The sequence below is a fragment of the Luteolibacter luteus genome, assembly GCF_012913485.1.
Lineage (GTDB): Bacteria > Verrucomicrobiota > Verrucomicrobiia > Verrucomicrobiales > Akkermansiaceae > Haloferula > Haloferula lutea.
In genome coordinates this window covers 2,280,761-2,294,959 of record NZ_CP051774.1, presented here as the reverse complement: position 1 = coordinate 2,294,959, position 14,199 = coordinate 2,280,761, and the positions used below count along the sequence as shown (strand labels likewise).

Below are 14,199 nucleotides of genomic sequence, written 5' to 3'. Positions count from 1 at the left end.
TTACCATTCGTGATTCTAAGGGCCGCGCGATCTCGTGCGGCCTTTGGAAGTGCATCCCTATTTGAGGAGGGATGCCTCTTGGCCTGACCACTCTTGCTCTCCGTGCAGGACTGTGTGCGGGCTGATTCGAGAATCCGAATTGGTCTTGTTATGAATCCATCTTCCGCCTCGCGGGAGGCGGACGTGTCCGTGCTTGTCCCTATCATCGAAGGGCAGCCTTGGATTGCGTCCAAAATCCGCAATCTTCACTTTCGTAAATCCTGTCGCATTCTTAACCGCGCCTTCTACAGGAAGGCCAAGTTGACGGATCTCTTGCGCCCTTTTTGCAGGGAGCTGTTCCTGCCGGTAGCCAGAAAGAGCGATTTGCTTTCAACAGCTCACACCTTGAGCCGCCAGATGGTCCCTGCATTGATCCGGGTGGCAGCATTTTCATGCAATTGGATCCGCTCACCTCAGGATTGGAATCCCGGCTCCGATCTTCCAGTCGAAGAGCAGTGGTCCAGCCTGCTGCGGCATCTTTTTGCGAAATGGCCGGTGCCCGCCTTTATGGATTCGGTCTGGATGCTACCCGGAGACCTCGTCCGGAAGGAGCGTCGTTGGTATTGCCACATCGCGGAGGGAGGAAGCTGGCGTAGTGCCTTGGACCTTCCCCGCGGACTCTCCCGCCGGGCCATCCATCTTGCGATGGATTCGCCGGCACATTTGGATCTCGTACAAGCGTTCCGATGGGGGCAGCTTCGGGCCTTGGGCGCGAAGGAGGAATTGGTCGGTGAGGTTCTCGCAAGCTCGATGGCCAAGCGCTTATCGAACGAGGCGATCTGGTCGAGGCTTCTGGAGAAAGTCGCCGCGTGTCCCGGGTTTGAGCCCTCCGATTTCGGGATCATTGCGGATCTCGTGGTGGATCTGCTGGATCACGGGCACGAGCAGCGTGCCGGCTGGTTGCTCGATCACTCGCTTCCGGACTTGAGAGGTCACTGCTATCGCCGTTGGCAATCCTTGTTGAATGCCGCTGAGGCAAACGGGATCCGCTTTCGCGACAAGCAGCTGACACGCTCAGGCCTGAGGGCGGAGCTGAGGCATTTTTCCAACTCCCGCTGGGATCCGATGGAGGGTGTTTCCGCTTTCGAAATCATCCGCCGGACCGGGCTTGGAGAGCTCTTCGGATGGACGATTGTGGAACTTCGTTGCCACGCCAGATTGGCGCGGGAAGGGGATGCAATGAGGCATTGTGTCGAGGGCTATTGGCGTGCCTGCCATGCAGGAAGATGCGCGATCTTCAGCTTGGCTAGACGACCTGCCGGGGAGGACAGCGACAAGATCATTCCTCACGTCACCATCGAGGTTCACCGCGAAAGCCGTCGTATCGTGCAGCTCCGCGGAAAGTGGAATCGTTGGCCGTTTCCCCTCGAGCGCTCCATCATTGAAGAGTGGGCTCATCGGAACGGGCTGGAGATGGCGGTCTAGCAGCCCGTTCCGCCGGGAGGGAGCTGATTCACTCGTCTCCCTTCCAGCCGAGATCCAGCGAACGTCCCGTTTCGAGGAGCGATTTCAAGCTGCTGAGGATCGCGGGCCAGCCATGGGACACGCCCTCGAGGACCCTGCTGTCTTCGATGAAGTCATCATGAGTCACGGTGAGCTGCACGGCATCGCCCTGAGGCATCGTGCCGCCACCGAGCGGTTCGATCTTGAAACTGACTCGCGAGGGTGCTTCGTCGGTTTCCAGGTCGTGGAAGGTGAAAACGACTTCCTTCCCGGGCACGCTCTTGAGGATCTTGCCATCCCATTCGAGCTCGCCCTGCGGCCCGTAACTCTGGATGACTTCGCCTTCTTTCCAAGACGAGGTGTTCCGGCGCCCGAACCAGTATTGCTGGATGAAGTCCGGATCGGTCAGGGCCTTCCAGAGTTCCCCTGGCGTGGTGCGGATCAGGGTAACGTAAACAAGTTTTGGAGCACTCATGGCAGTGGTGTTTAGGATGCCTTGCAGGAGACTTTGTGATCCACCAGTTGCCCGGTTTCCAAGAGGGACCTGATATTCTCGATGATCGAAGGCCAGCCATTCGAGACGCGGTCGCGGACGGCGCTGACTTCCGGAAACTCATCATGCGTGATCGTGAGCTGCATAGCTTGCGGCAGCCGGTCGATTTTGAAGCTGACGCGCGAGGGCTTCTCGGAGTGCTCGATGTTCTTCGAGTCGAAGGTGAAGACGAGCTCCTCTTCGGGTACGCTCTTCAGGATCTTCCCCTGCCAGGCGATTGATCCATCGGGATCCCGGCTTTCGATCGGGTCCCCCTCTTTCCAAGAGGATGTGTTGGTGCAGCCGAACCAATATTGGCGGATGAAATCCGGATCGGTCAGGGCTTTCCAGAGCTCCGCGGGGGTGGTGCGGATCTGTGTGACGTAAACAAGTTTCGGAGTGCTCATGGCTACTGGTCTCGTTCGAGGTTGCGTTTTAGTTCGGCGAGGGTGTCGAGACGCTGCACTTCGAATTTCCCGATCCAGCGGACACCGATCTCATGGATCGGCACCGGATTGAGATAGTGCAGCTTCTCTCGACCCCGCTTCACGGTGGCGACGAGGTTCGCGGCCTCGAGAATCCCGAGGTGTTTCGTCACCGCCTGCCGGGTCATGTCGAGCCCGTCGCACAGTTCGCCAAGCGTCTGTCCGTTCCGGGCATGGAGCCGGTCCAGCAATGCCCGTCGGCTTTCATCAGCCAAGGCCTTGAAGACGTCATCCATGTCGGGAAAATAGGCAACCAAATGGTTGCATGTCAACCGGCGATTTTTGACCGCCACTTTTCGACCATCCGAAGCATCGAGGCATCCGTCGTAAGAGTGGCGACTTCGTCCAGCGACACCCACCGCAGGTCATGGGACTCTTCGCTCACCACATAGTCGGTGCTCCCGGTAGCTCGCAGGACATAGCGCACATCGTAGTGGAGATGCTCCGGCACGCCCTTTCGTTCCGGGATCGGGTGGATATCCAAATCGAAGATTCCTTCCGTCACTGCTTCGAAGCCATTGAGACCCGATTCTTCCTCCGCCTCCTTCAGCGCGACCGCCAGCACATCGGGATCGCCATCGGCATGTCCACCGAGCTGAAGCCAGGCGTCGAGCTTCCGGTGATGGGTCAGGAGCACCTTCGCTCCACCCTGATCGACGATCCATGCCGATCCGGTAATGTGGCCCTCTAGCAAGGAGCGCTCGAAGCACTCAGGCCGGGTCTCCACGAAGGCGATGAAACGCTGGATGGTGGCGGCTTCCTCCGGATGCGTTTCCGCATAGACGGCGAGTTGGTCGAGCAGGGGCTTGCGATGCACGCCGGGAACGTGGCGGGAGCGGATCGGAATGCAAGAGCGAGTCTTCCTCGCCGGATCTCGCTCGGGGAACTAGCCAGCGCTTTACAAGTGTCAGTGGTATCACTCAACTCCGATGAAATATCATGGACAAGCGATTCGAGATCCTCCTGTCGATGGCTATGAAACTCGTTACCCCGAATACCGAGGTGATGGTGACTTGTGATGCCCGGAAGCAGTATCCTCGACAGGACTTCCGGTGGTATGAAAGGATTCAGAAAGAGTTCGAAGCGGAGGGTGCGAGGCTCCTTGGAGATGGGCACATGGTGTCCCCTTCCGGCCAGTCGTCATCAGATGAGCAGAGAACCTTTGTCCGTTGCATGGTGAACGGACGGGAAGATACCGCGATTACGCTTTTCCGGACTCATCCGCGCCTCTGGACCCGGCTGTGCCTGAGGTTCCTCACCAAGGCTCCTTCGACGCTGAGAAGCGTTGCCCTGCAGACCTTCTTTGCGGACGAAACGAGCGTGCTCACCATGAATCTTGCGAGCATGAGCATGCTCGAATCACCGCCCAATGAAGACCGGCACTACCTTTCTCCGGATATCAGCATGAAGGAGATGATTGCCGCGCATGAGCGACATGTCACCGCGTGGCAAGCTCAACGCACCTCTTGCCCTAAGAAGCGTTTCCGCACGATGGATGAGTTCATCGAGATCGACGGGGATGCGACCAATACGACAAAGCGGGTGAGGAAGAGCTACGGCGGTCTTACAAAAGGGGATATCATGCGCTTCGTAAAATGCCGGGAGTCCGAGGCCGCGGTCATCCAGAAAGACCTCATCGAAACTCTCGCGGGTGACAAGAAGGAGGATGAAGGGGCGAGGGAGTTTGCGGTCTGAATCTTACTTTATCGCCCTGACAAAGGTCTGTAGTCCGCTTTCGTCGATCTCCAGATCGATCTGCTTCCAGGGCAAGGTTCGCAGGATCGCTTCGATCTGCTCCTTGTTCCGATAGTGCGCTTCCATCTCGAAAGCCTTCATGAGGAAGTCGGAGCGGTGTTCGAAAGCCGTGGCACTGGTGAAGAAGATTCCTCCTTCCTCGAGCGCGTCGAAGACGTTCCAGTAGAAGCGGTCGAGATCCGGATCATCCAGGAATTCACCGAGTCCGGTGCTAATGATGAGATCGAAGCGCTCCTTGGGATAGCTGGTGGCGATCAGGGCGTTTCCCTCGATGAATTCGGTCGATCCCAGCGAGACATCTTCGAGATGTTGCTCCGCAGCCGTGAGCACCTCCGGATCGAGATCCATTCCGGTGTAATGAATCCCCCTCGCTGCTTCAGGAAAGGTGGCTGCCACCTCCGAGAGATCGCGAGGGATGCCACAGGGAATTGCCAGTATCTTCAGAGGCCCCGACCGTGAATGGAGCAAGCGAATGATCTCATCTTTTGCTTTCTGATAACGTCGCCGCATGGCTTTGGCAGAAGGGAGGTCAAGAAGCCTGCGGTCGAGCCAGCGCCCCAATTTACCCCGTCCGGATGCCTCGTTCTGATAAAGGTGATCCGCAAAGCGGTAGCTGCCAGATCGCTCGATGCCCTCGCGGCCAAAGTCGCTCAAACGCACGAGATGGTAGAGCACGAGAAGATGCCATCGCCCTTCGCGGCGGAGCTTGCCAGCCAGGTCAACCGTGCGCCGGGTGAAGTTGGCGGGCCGCTGCGAGGCTTTCTTTTCCGAGATCCGGGATGTCATGGATGCGGTGTTCATAGGGAAGGAGTTCATCGGCGACAGCTTGGTCGGCGGTTTGGAAGCGGGTCAGGCAAGCAAGGGCACCGGGCTGGTCCTTCAGCCAATGGGCGACCCAGCCCAGGTGATCCTTTTCATCTTCGATCATTTTCAAGAAGGCCCGCCGTGCCGCTTCAGGCGTGGCGGGATCAGCGGCCTCAGCGATGAAGCGCTTGTGGACGCGACGTTCGAAGATCTGCGTGAAGCACAGCACTTCCAGCAAGGAAGCCGGCGGTGCCGTGTGGCGCATGTAGAACGATTGGAAGCTGCGGCGGATCGTGATATGCGGGAGATCCAGTTCGCGGATGACTTCCTCCCAGAGCCTTGAATGCTCGGCTTCCTCCGCGCAGTGACGGGTGAGCCGCTCGATCATGTAGGCATCCTCCGTCTGCCCCACCATCCGGCCGAGCAGCAGGGCCCCATCCAGCTCGCTCTGGCGATACCAGCCGAGCTTCCAAGCAAGATTCCGTCGGTTCATGCCAGAACCTCCGACAGGGTTGATGAGATCTTCCGACCCGTGAGACGGGCGATCTTGCGGTTGATGGCGAGGATCGCGGAGAAGTCATTCTTCTCCGCGATCGGGACATCTGGTACCACGAGCTCGCCAAGATGTTTGAAGTGCGCGGCCTCATCGATCACCGCGTCGATCTCCTCCGGATGCTTTGCGAGACGCATGGCTAGCAACTCGTAGCCGAACTGGCAGTGCCGCACCTCGTCCTTCGCCACCAGCGACAGAATGTGGGCGAGGACCGGCTCGGCGCAGCGGCGGGAGTCCTTGAAGAAAGTATGCGCCGCAAAGTGCTCGCTCATCATGTAGCGCGTGAGCAGGCGGGAGGGGTGATCGAACTTCAGGCCGAGGTTCTTCTTGCGGATTGCCACAATCTCCTCGTCCTTGATGGGGCGATAGCCGACCGCGTCGAGATACTGGGCAAAGACATGGAAGTGCTTGTAGCTCTCATACAGCTGCACGCTGTAGACCGCGGTGCTGGTGACGTCATCCCAGAGCAGATCAAGGACCCGCGGGGTGAAGATGGGAAAGAAGGATTCGATCAGCGCAGATTCGCGCACGCGGTCGAGAAGTTCCGGTTGGGCGAGCGCCTTCGCGGCGTCGATCTCGTCCCAGGCGATGTCCGTATCGAGCATCCATCGGGTCATCTCGGAAGTGGTGAGGTAGTCTCCGTAGTTCATGAGAGTTCTTGTTTGCTTGCGATTGTTTGCGCTAGATCGCGGAGGCGTTGGTGGGGAAGGAATTCGCGCTCGGAGAGCCGCACGTTGAATTCCTCATGGATCGCGCAGAGCAGTTCCACGGTGTCCATGCTATCGAGGCCCAGCGCGTGGAGCGGGGTGTCCTCGTCGAGAAGCGGATCCAGTTTTGGCAACCGGCGCTTCAACCGGGAGATGACGTCTTCAGGTGAGATCGTGGTCATGGTTCATAGCGCGTGCTTGGCATGAGCGGCCCAGCGGTCGAGGCCGAAAGCGATGCAGGCCGAGCTGGCGGCCTGCCCATTGGAAAGGGATAGGTGGAATCTCTCGCCGAAGAAATTTCCGTGGCGATTGATGCTGGCGATGGCGAGGCCGTCGTGGAGGCAATACTCGCGCTTGGTCTCCATCAGCCGTTGCATGTGAGCCCTGCCCTTGGCTGTCGGGAGGAAGAAGGGATCGTTCGCGATTTCCCAGCTGCCTGGCATTCCCAGATTGCTCGCGATCGTATCGATCTCGCCCTGCACCCCGGCCAGCTCTTGCTCGATCCACTGCGTGCTGCCGATCAACACCAGCTCGCGCATCTGGAACTCAATCTGTCGGCGTCCGGGGCTAAGTTCGTCTGCCGCTTCATTCCGGAAGCAGTGGCCGCGTGCCGCCAGGCGCAGCCCTCCGTGGATGATGCTTCCCTCCAGCGCCGCATACGCGTGGTAGCATACGGCAGGGGAGAGGCACCACCCGGAGGAGGAGAGGGTGCCCGGCGCGGATTCCGGATCGGTGCCCACACATGCCGTCATCATCAGATGCGGGAAGGCATCGGGATAACCCGCGCGTTTCAGGGTTTCTTCATCCATCAGCACCGGCCAGTCTTGCTCTCTGCCCCCGCGCCCGGTCGTCCACGCCTTGAGACGGGAATCTATGGACGTGATGTCGGTGTGTTCAAGAAGCTGCGTGCTCATGGCAAAAGGTGGCGGTGATGGTTTCGATGTTCTGAAAATATTTCATCGTGACCTTCGCATCCGGTACGGCTTCACCGGTCAGGTCTTCGATCGCGGCGATCAGATGCAGGATGGAAAGGCTATCGAGACGGTTGTTCTCGAAGAGGGGTGTGTCCGCTTGAACCGCATCGGAGTGAGGCGGCTTGTTCGCATCCAGCGTGGGAAGCACCTCGTTCACGAAGTGCAGCATCGCGGCGCGGAAAGAATCAGGATCGTGAATCAATGACATGGCCTGTGACGAGTTCTGCGAGATGCCGCCAATCGGTGGCGGGAGTTCCGGAGTTTGTGGTTTCGTATTGGCGCGGATGGAGAAGTCCGGGCAGGAAGGATCTGGAGTCCTGACAGATGCGGCGGAAGAGGAGGTCGCCACTCTGCGCCACCGTTTCCTCGAAGAGCGCGAAGGTCGCCGCATCGACAATCATCGGAGGCGTGATGCTGCCGCGTTCCCATGCGGGGGATCGCTTCGAGAAGATCGTGGTGAGATGATCCAGCAATTCGCCCAAGCGCGGAGCCGCTTCGCCGGCACAGCCATGGGTCACCTGTTTCGGTTGCAATCCGGCGACCGCACGGCCCGCCACGACTTGTGCCGCATGCTCCGTGGAGATCAGATCCACCAAGGAATCCGGAGATCCGGGCATCATCGGGATGAGGCCCTTCCACAGCCAGTAGAGCGTGTGATGGAGAGCGCCGGTACGCCGGACGGAGCCATCGGTTTCGCTTCCTGCCACGATGGAGAGCCGGATGACCTCGGTCGGCAGGTCGCTATTGAAAACGAGTTCTTCTGCTTCCCATTTGCTCTCTTCGTAGGCATTCACGAAGGAGGCTGGCTTTGGGAGGCGTGCTTCGGGCACGGAGCCCGACTGCTTTCCGCAAACGCAGGCAGTGCTGACATGGATGATCTTCTCGAGACGCGGACGGGCGCGTGAAAATTCCAGGATGCTCCGCGTTCCCTCGACGTTGGTGATCCTCAGGTCATCGAGCGGAGTGACGAAGGAGGTGTTTGCCGCAGCGTGGATGATTACTTCGATCTCGCCGGCGACGGATCGTGGCAGCTCCATCAGCGTGCCTTGAACCAAGCGGACATGCCCCATCTTCGGAGCCGCTTCCGGATTGCGAACACACGCGATCACCTCGTGCTCCGAGAGTTCCCTGGCAATCGCGGGACCGAGGTTTCCAGTATATCCGGTGAGGAGGATCTTCATATCAGGTCCGTGGTTTCAAGAATCAGCGAGCACCAGCTCGACCCGAAGCCGTAGGCGAAAAGCAGCAGCTTCATGCCGGGTCTCAACACTCCCCGCTCCCGTGCTTCCTCAAGGATCAGCACGCTATCCGCGGCGATGGTATGCCCGAAGGATTTCTCCGGCTGATAGAGTCTCTCGTCCGGGATGCCGCAGAGCCGCATCAGGATCGGCCAACTACTGCGATTCACGCCCGTGGGGATTACGAGATCGATCTCCTCCGCCCGGATGCCAGTTTTCTTCAAGACGCCGCGGATCGTAAGCGCTGCGGTAGGGAAATAGGCGGCGATGATCTCGCTCTGCTTTGCCGGGACGTCCCAGTAGTAACCCCGGCTGATCTGGTGGTAGCCTATCCAGCGATAGAGCAGTTCTTCATGCGAAAGCACGCAGGCGCAGCCGGCATCGCTGATCACATTGTAGAGCAGCTCACGCTCTGCATTCTCCGGCAGGGCGTCTGCCCCGGCACAAAGGACGTTCTTTACTTCGGGCTCGGCTACCAGCAGGGCCCGCGCATGGCGCATCGCGGAGAACATCCCCGCGCAACCTTGCTGGGCGACTCCGCTGACGGTCGCCTGTTCCAGCCCGAGTTCTTCCTGAAGCCAGCTGCCCGGGTAACAGAAGCGGTGGAGCACGTTATCTTTCGAGATCCCGGATGCGCTCGCATGCTCGTGACTCCCCGAGAGGGCACCCACCCATAGCAACGCATCGATCTTCTTCCCGGGAACCACCTTGCGCGCCGCGGCCAAAGCCAGCTGAGAGGCATTGCCTTCCACCCAGGCTCCGGGGAATCCGAAGCTGCGTAGGGTCCCGGCGGCGGAAGAGGTGCGCAAGGTCTCCACCTCCGCAAAGCGGGAGGGAAGCGCGCTTGCCAAGCTGCGAATACCGATGACTGCGGTTTCGATCACGACGACAGCCTGCGACGGCGAGCGGGATTCTCCGAATCGATAGGGTAGTAGTATTCATCGGGAAAAACGATGATGGGATTTCTCCTTTGATCGCGGTGGGTTCTCCCGCGATTCTTTCCGCATGTCGGCCGTCGCGCCCGGGGGGCTTATCCAACGCATTGCGGAACAAGAGTCCCTGCGCCCCGATCTGAACCGCGCCATCCGCGGCACAGTGGCCTTCATGGTCCCGCTGCTGGCCTCCTATTACGGCGGGGTAAAGATCGATCCGGCCTTCGCCTGCATTGCGGCCCATACGATCTCGCTGGTGGATGTACGCGGGGCCTACTCCTTCCGGCTGGGCCTTTTGCTCGGCATGACCATGGTGCTGGTGATCGCCGTGGTGTTGGGTACCTTGGGCTCCACCAGCTTGCCCTTGGCCCTTCTCGGTACCGTGCTGGTGGCATTGGGCAGCGGCCTGTGGCGCCACTTGAGCAGTGACTATGGCGCGGGTCTGGCCGTTTCCACAGGGTTGATGTTCTTTGTTTCCCTATCGCCCCACGTGATGATGCCCGGTGGGATTCATCCCGCCTTCTCGGCCTTGGGCGGCGCGCTCTTCGGCGTCCTGTCCCAGATCATCCTCTGGCCGATTCATCCGCAGCACCCGATGCGCCGGACCGTGGCTGAGTCGTGGATCGCCTTGGCGGATCTCTTGGACGCGATGGCATCCGGCACGAAGGACCGTAACCAAACTGTCGCGGAAAAGCAGGCGGACCTTCGCGCGGCCCTGAATCAATCGCAAGCCACCTTGGCTGCCTCCAGCCGTCTCTCGAGCAAGCTCTTGCGCCAGCTCGAACTGCTCAATCTTGCCGCGGCTCGCTTGGCGATGCGTGTGATCGTTTTCAATACCGCGGTGGAAGCCGCCATGCAGCAGCCTGCCTTCAAGCAGCTCGAAGCTTCCCTCGCGCCCGCACAGGCCTCGCTCGGAAACGCGGCGCGAATGGTGGCGCTGGCCGCCGTGTCGCGCCAGCCCTCGCACCTGGCAGCCTTCGAAGTGCGGCTGGCCCGCTTGGAGAACCTGCTTACGGTGCTCCAGTCCCAGATCCGTTCACAGGGCGCGGACTCCGCGATGGCGGAGCAGCTCGTCGAGATCATCGGACAAATCACCGCGCAGTTGCCAATCGTTCATCAGGCCCTGCGCACTACCGTTGAAAGGGCGGATGAGCGCACCACCTTCTCGATGGAGCTATTCGATCTCCAGACCCTGACGCTTCGGCCGCTGGCTTCCTCGCTGAATTTCAGCCGCCGTGTCGATCCAGCGCTCGTCCGCCACACGCTCCGGATCATGGTGCTCTCATTGATTGGCGTGCTGGTCTTCAAGCTCAGCGGGATTCCCCATGGTTACTGGCTGCCGTTTACGATGATCGTGGTACTTCAGCCGGATTTCGGGTCCACGCGGAAGAAGGCGGCGGAGCGCGTCATTGGTACCTTGGCGGGCGGGCTTTTCGCTAGCAGCCTGCTTTGGCTGCGCCCGGATCCATCGGTGATCCACGTTGCGGTGGCCGCCACCATCGCGATCTTTTCCTATCTGGTGAAGCGCCGCTACGGGGTGGCGGTTTTCTTCATCACGCTGGTGGTGGTGCTGTTGATGGAAGCGCATCAGCCGGTGACAATTGCTTTTACTATCGAGCGCATGGCTTGCACCTTGGGTGGCGGCCTGCTGGCGCTTGTCGCGGCCTTTCTATTCTGGCCGGTCTGGGAGCGGGGGCGCTTTCCGGGGATTCTTTCAAATGCCCTCGCGAGAAACCGCGATTACCTGCGTCTGGTGGCCGATCGACTGAAGGAAGGCGGCCCCTACGACGAGCCGATGATGGACGCGAAGAAGGAGGCAGAGTCCGCGAATGCCGATGCTTTCTCCTCGCTGCGCCGCATGTCCTCGGATCCGAAGATCCATCGCGCCGGGCTCGAACAAGCTGCCGCTTTGGCAAATGGCAACCAGCGCGTGACGAATGCCCTGAACGTCATCGCCGTGCATCTCAACGATCAGGTGAGCCGGCATCCCGAGTTCGTCGCGGACTTCCTCCGCTCCAGTGACTCAGCTTTTGGGGCCTTGGAAGAATCCATGACCAAGGGTGCCCCGGTCGCGGAAGTCGATGCCGTGCTCTTTTCCTTGGAATCCTTCCGCCTGCCGGAAATCGATAGCGATCATCGCGATGCCAGCCGCTTCCGAGAGCCTTGGGTCTATCCGCAGATCGCCCGCATCGTGACCGAATTGGGAGCCATGATCCTCGCAGCCAAGTCGGCAAAGCGCTGAAAGAAAAAGCCCGGAACCTTGCGGTCCCGGGCTTCTTGGAAGGCTATGGCGTTTCCGGAGCTTTAGTGCTCGCGGCAGAACTGCTCGAAGCGGGTCAGACCCTCGTTGAGCACGTCCAGCGTGGTGCAGTAGCTCAGGCGGATGCCCTCGTCGTAGCCGAAGGCGACGCCCGGAACGGCAGCCACCTTGTAGCGGCTCAGCAGCTTGTCGGTGAGGTTCATCGACTTCAGGCCGAGGTTGCCGGTGTAGACGAAGAAGTAGAAGGCACCCTTCGGTTCCACCACGCGGATGTTATTGATGCCCTTCAGGCGACCGAGGACGAACTGGCGCTTCACATCGTACTCGTCGCGCAGGTCGCTGATGAAGGTCTGGTCACCTTGCAGGGCGGCGATGGCACCGTACTGGGCGAAGGTGGTGGCATTCGAAACCGTGTGGTTCTGGATCTTGTCGATCGCCTCGGCGATTGCCTTCGGAGCGGCGGTGTAGCCCAGGCGCCAGCCGGTCATCGAGTAGGCCTTGGAGAAGCCATTGACGGTGATCGTCAGGTTGTAGAGCTCGTCACTCAGGGAAGCGATCGAGGTGTGCTTGTTGTTGCCGTAGACAAGCTTCTCGTAGATCTCGTCGGAAAGGATGATGATGTCCTCGGAAAGAGCCACTTCACCGATGTCGCGGAGCTCCTGCTCGGTGTAGATCGCGCCAGTCGGGTTCGAGGGCGAGTTGAGGATGACCATCTTGGTCGCCGGGGTCATGGCGGCCTCGAATTGTTCGGCGGTCATCTTCCAGCCGTTGGACTCCTTGGTTTCCACCAGCACCGGCTTGCCGCCTGCCAGCTTCACCATTTCCGGGTAGCTCACCCAGTAGGGAGTCGGGATGATGACTTCGTCGCCTTCCTCCACGATCGCGAGGATCGCGTTGAAGCAGGCCATCTTCGCACCGGAGGTCACGCAGATCTGCTTGGCGTCGTAGGTAAGATTGTTGTCCGCGATGAACTTCGCGGAAAGGGCTTCACGCAGCTCGGGGATGCCGCCAGCCGGGGTATACTTGGTGCGGCCCTGCTGCATCGCCACGATGGCGGCTGCCTTGATGTGCTCCGGGGTGTCGACTTCCGGCTCGCCACCGGCGAGACCGTAGACCTCCTCGCCGCGGGCGAGCATGGCTTTGGCCTGATTCGTGACGGCCAGGGTGAGGGACGGAGTGACCTCGTTGACTCGGGATGAAATGCTGTCCATGGAAGCGCGCGGGATGGTGTTTCTCGCCCCGCGGGCGCGGAGAGACAGTCTGTCGCGCAGCCCCCGGTGGAGCGGGGGGCTTTTCTGACTTCCAGCCGCTTCCGGCGCAAGTGAAATGGTGGAAGGCAATGGTCACAAGTCATTGGCCACCGGGAAGGAGAGGCGGCTTTTGTAACTTCTCCCTCCTTTTCCCAATGACTTATGACCAATGAGCCGTGACGGAGGCCTCAAGCGGTCAGGTCATTCATCCAGCCTCCACGCGCAGTCACCCATTTTCCCTTGGTGACCACTTCCGGGAATCCAAGCCCATGGCTGGCAGCGGCGGTGAAGACGTCCCAAGCCTGGCTGGCCAGGATCCCGGAAAGAACGATGTCCCCGCCCGGCTTCAGGGTCTTGGTGATCACGGGGAAAGCCTGGATCAGCACCGTGGAGAAAATGTTCGCCAGCACCACGTCATACTTCTTTCGCGGCTTCCAGGTCAGGATATCGAGCTCCTTGGTTTCGATCCCCTCGACCCCGTTGCGGGGGAAATTCCGCTCCGCCACCGCGACCGCGAAGGGGTCGTGATCGCAGGCGAAAGTATCCCCGGCTCCCAATTTCTTCGCCGCGATGGCGAGAAGGCCCGAGCCGGTGCCGAGATCCGCGCAGCTCCAGCCCGCCGGGCGGGCGCGGCCGATGTCGACGAGGAAGCGGAGGCAGGTAGCGGTGGTCGCATGATCTCCGGTCCCGAAGGCCATTTCCGGCGGGATGCTGATGACGTCCCGGCCGGGAAATTCCTTCGCGAGATCCTTGAGGTCCTTCGCCTTCGCCGCCTGGGTTACCACGAAGGCATCCCGCACCTTCAGCGGTGGCGGAATCTCGGGGCCGGCATTTTTCCAATCCGAGGTGAGCTTGCGGACGCTGCCGCCGAATTGCTTCGCGATTGCCTCGGCCTCCCCCTTCGTGGAGCAGAAAACTTCCACCCGGACGGACTTGCCGCCTTTCAGGACGTGCAGCACGAAATTCGGGTTCCCATGGAAGCGGTCTTCCCAAGCATCGAGCCACTTGGAGGCGGAGAGTTTCGACCAGACGAACATCACCGCGTTTTTGAGGACGTCGGGCCTTGGTGCCAAGTTCCAAGTGCGAACCGGCTCGCTGTGAGATGGCGCGAGCGGCCCAAGAAAAAGACCCGCGGTCATCGCTGGCCGCGGGTCTTCCACACATACCATTCGTGAAACGCCTCACGAACTACCTGAAAGAGATGGTGCCCGCAGCCCTCCCAAACCA

Annotated in this window: 17 protein-coding genes; 3 read left to right on the top strand and 14 right to left on the bottom strand. The window is 60.2% G+C overall.

What is annotated here, in order from left to right; all coding sequences use genetic code 11:
• Positions 1-417: 417 nt before the first annotated feature.
• Positions 418-1,464 (top strand): PcfJ domain-containing protein, encoded by a 1,047-nt coding sequence (locus HHL09_RS09570; protein ID WP_169454334.1) that lies wholly within the window; start codon positions 418-420, stop codon positions 1,462-1,464.
• Between the two features lie 28 nt (positions 1,465-1,492).
• Here HHL09_RS09570 and HHL09_RS09565 read toward each other — a convergent pair whose 3' ends face one another.
• Genes HHL09_RS09565 through HHL09_RS09550 form a run of 4 tightly spaced genes read right to left on the bottom strand, consistent with a single transcriptional unit; the run spans position 1,493 to position 3,316 of the window.
• Positions 1,493-1,957, bottom strand: a complete 465-nt coding sequence (locus tag HHL09_RS09565; protein WP_169454333.1) for an SRPBCC family protein — start codon at positions 1,955-1,957, stop codon at positions 1,493-1,495.
• An 11-nt stretch (positions 1,958-1,968) separates the two neighbouring features.
• Positions 1,969-2,421, bottom strand: coding sequence for an SRPBCC family protein (locus HHL09_RS09560; RefSeq protein ID WP_169454332.1), 453 nt, complete (start codon positions 2,419-2,421; stop codon positions 1,969-1,971).
• A 2-nt stretch (positions 2,422-2,423) separates the two neighbouring features.
• Complete coding sequence (locus tag HHL09_RS09555) at positions 2,424-2,735, bottom strand: ArsR/SmtB family transcription factor (protein ID WP_169454331.1); 312 nt, start codon at positions 2,733-2,735, stop codon at positions 2,424-2,426.
• 32 nt (positions 2,736-2,767) lie between these two features.
• Positions 2,768-3,316 carry an NUDIX hydrolase gene (locus HHL09_RS09550; RefSeq protein ID WP_169454330.1) on the bottom strand — a complete coding sequence of 183 codons (549 nt, stop codon included), beginning with the start codon at positions 3,314-3,316 and terminating at the stop codon, positions 2,768-2,770.
• Positions 3,317-3,438: 122 nt separating this feature from the next.
• On the opposite strand from HHL09_RS09550, the gene HHL09_RS09545 reads away from it, so the two are divergent.
• Complete coding sequence (locus tag HHL09_RS09545; RefSeq protein ID WP_169454329.1) at positions 3,439-4,194, top strand: hypothetical protein; 756 nt, start codon at positions 3,439-3,441, stop codon at positions 4,192-4,194.
• Positions 4,195-4,197: 3 nt separating this feature from the next.
• On the opposite strand, the gene HHL09_RS09540 is transcribed toward HHL09_RS09545, so the two are convergent.
• From HHL09_RS09540 to HHL09_RS09505, 8 genes are read right to left on the bottom strand one after another with little or no spacing between them, the layout of a single operon-like run.
• Positions 4,198-5,040: a class I SAM-dependent methyltransferase gene (locus HHL09_RS09540; RefSeq protein WP_169454328.1), complete on the bottom strand. Its 843-nt coding sequence runs from the start codon at positions 5,038-5,040 to the stop codon at positions 4,198-4,200.
• Complete coding sequence (locus HHL09_RS09535) at positions 4,973-5,551, bottom strand: ferritin-like domain-containing protein (protein ID WP_169454327.1); 579 nt, start codon at positions 5,549-5,551, stop codon at positions 4,973-4,975. Before HHL09_RS09535 ends, HHL09_RS09540 begins: the two co-directional genes overlap by 68 nt.
• The gene (locus HHL09_RS09530) at positions 5,548-6,261 is read right to left on the bottom strand and encodes a ferritin-like domain-containing protein (protein WP_169454326.1); all 714 of its coding nucleotides are present in this window, start codon (positions 6,259-6,261) and stop codon (positions 5,548-5,550) included. The genes HHL09_RS09535 and HHL09_RS09530 overlap by 4 nt, the downstream gene beginning before the upstream one ends.
• Positions 6,258-6,500 carry an acyl carrier protein gene (locus HHL09_RS09525; protein ID WP_169454325.1) on the bottom strand — a complete coding sequence of 81 codons (243 nt, stop codon included), beginning with the start codon at positions 6,498-6,500 and terminating at the stop codon, positions 6,258-6,260. The genes HHL09_RS09530 and HHL09_RS09525 overlap by 4 nt, the downstream gene beginning before the upstream one ends.
• A 3-nt stretch (positions 6,501-6,503) precedes the next feature.
• Positions 6,504-7,232, bottom strand: a complete 729-nt coding sequence (locus HHL09_RS09520) for a class-II aminoacyl-tRNA synthetase family protein (protein WP_169454324.1) — start codon at positions 7,230-7,232, stop codon at positions 6,504-6,506.
• A complete protein-coding gene (locus HHL09_RS09515) occupies positions 7,213-7,500 on the bottom strand; it encodes a phosphopantetheine-binding protein (RefSeq protein ID WP_169454323.1) in 288 nt (95 codons plus the stop codon). Before HHL09_RS09515 ends, HHL09_RS09520 begins: the two co-directional genes overlap by 20 nt.
• Positions 7,478-8,473 carry an SDR family oxidoreductase gene (locus HHL09_RS09510; protein ID WP_169454322.1) on the bottom strand — a complete coding sequence of 332 codons (996 nt, stop codon included), beginning with the start codon at positions 8,471-8,473 and terminating at the stop codon, positions 7,478-7,480. The genes HHL09_RS09515 and HHL09_RS09510 overlap by 23 nt, the downstream gene beginning before the upstream one ends.
• A complete protein-coding gene (locus HHL09_RS09505) occupies positions 8,470-9,414 on the bottom strand; it encodes a 3-oxoacyl-[acyl-carrier-protein] synthase III C-terminal domain-containing protein (protein ID WP_169454321.1) in 945 nt (314 codons plus the stop codon). Before HHL09_RS09505 ends, HHL09_RS09510 begins: the two co-directional genes overlap by 4 nt.
• A 121-nt stretch (positions 9,415-9,535) precedes the next feature.
• On the opposite strand from HHL09_RS09505, the gene HHL09_RS09500 reads away from it, so the two are divergent.
• Positions 9,536-11,704, top strand: a complete 2,169-nt coding sequence (locus HHL09_RS09500) for an FUSC family protein (protein WP_169454320.1) — start codon at positions 9,536-9,538, stop codon at positions 11,702-11,704.
• A 62-nt stretch (positions 11,705-11,766) separates the two neighbouring features.
• Here HHL09_RS09500 and HHL09_RS09495 read toward each other — a convergent pair whose 3' ends face one another.
• Complete coding sequence (locus HHL09_RS09495) at positions 11,767-12,933, bottom strand: pyridoxal phosphate-dependent aminotransferase (protein WP_169454319.1); 1,167 nt, start codon at positions 12,931-12,933, stop codon at positions 11,767-11,769.
• Positions 12,934-13,160: 227 nt separating this feature from the next.
• Positions 13,161-14,111 (bottom strand): 50S ribosomal protein L11 methyltransferase, encoded by a 951-nt coding sequence (locus HHL09_RS09490; RefSeq protein ID WP_240963763.1) that lies wholly within the window; start codon positions 14,109-14,111, stop codon positions 13,161-13,163.
• Positions 14,112-14,199 lie beyond the last annotated feature (88 nt).

Coding starts and splice junctions, on each gene's coding strand:
- HHL09_RS09565 (WP_169454333.1), bottom strand. CDS start 1,957: ATGAGTGCTCCAAAACTTGTTTACGTTACCCTGATCCGCACCACGCCA.
- HHL09_RS09560 (WP_169454332.1), bottom strand. CDS start 2,421: ATGAGCACTCCGAAACTTGTTTACGTCACACAGATCCGCACCACCCCC.
- HHL09_RS09555 (WP_169454331.1), bottom strand. CDS start 2,735: ATGGATGACGTCTTCAAGGCCTTGGCTGATGAAAGCCGACGGGCATTG.
- HHL09_RS09545 (WP_169454329.1), top strand. CDS start 3,439: ATGGACAAGCGATTCGAGATCCTCCTGTCGATGGCTATGAAACTCGTT.
- HHL09_RS09540 (WP_169454328.1), bottom strand. CDS start 5,040: ATGACATCCCGGATCTCGGAAAAGAAAGCCTCGCAGCGGCCCGCCAAC.
- HHL09_RS09535 (WP_169454327.1), bottom strand. CDS start 5,551: ATGAACCGACGGAATCTTGCTTGGAAGCTCGGCTGGTATCGCCAGAGC.
- HHL09_RS09530 (WP_169454326.1), bottom strand. CDS start 6,261: ATGAACTACGGAGACTACCTCACCACTTCCGAGATGACCCGATGGATG.
- HHL09_RS09525 (WP_169454325.1), bottom strand. CDS start 6,500: ATGACCACGATCTCACCTGAAGACGTCATCTCCCGGTTGAAGCGCCGG.
- HHL09_RS09520 (WP_169454324.1), bottom strand. CDS start 7,232: ATGAGCACGCAGCTTCTTGAACACACCGACATCACGTCCATAGATTCC.
- HHL09_RS09515 (WP_169454323.1), bottom strand. CDS start 7,500: ATGTCATTGATTCACGATCCTGATTCTTTCCGCGCCGCGATGCTGCAC.
- HHL09_RS09510 (WP_169454322.1), bottom strand. CDS start 8,473: ATGAAGATCCTCCTCACCGGATATACTGGAAACCTCGGTCCCGCGATT.
- HHL09_RS09500 (WP_169454320.1), top strand. CDS start 9,536: ATGTCGGCCGTCGCGCCCGGGGGGCTTATCCAACGCATTGCGGAACAA.
- HHL09_RS09495 (WP_169454319.1), bottom strand. CDS start 12,933: ATGGACAGCATTTCATCCCGAGTCAACGAGGTCACTCCGTCCCTCACC.
- HHL09_RS09490 (WP_240963763.1), bottom strand. CDS start 14,111: ATGACCGCGGGTCTTTTTCTTGGGCCGCTCGCGCCATCTCACAGCGAG.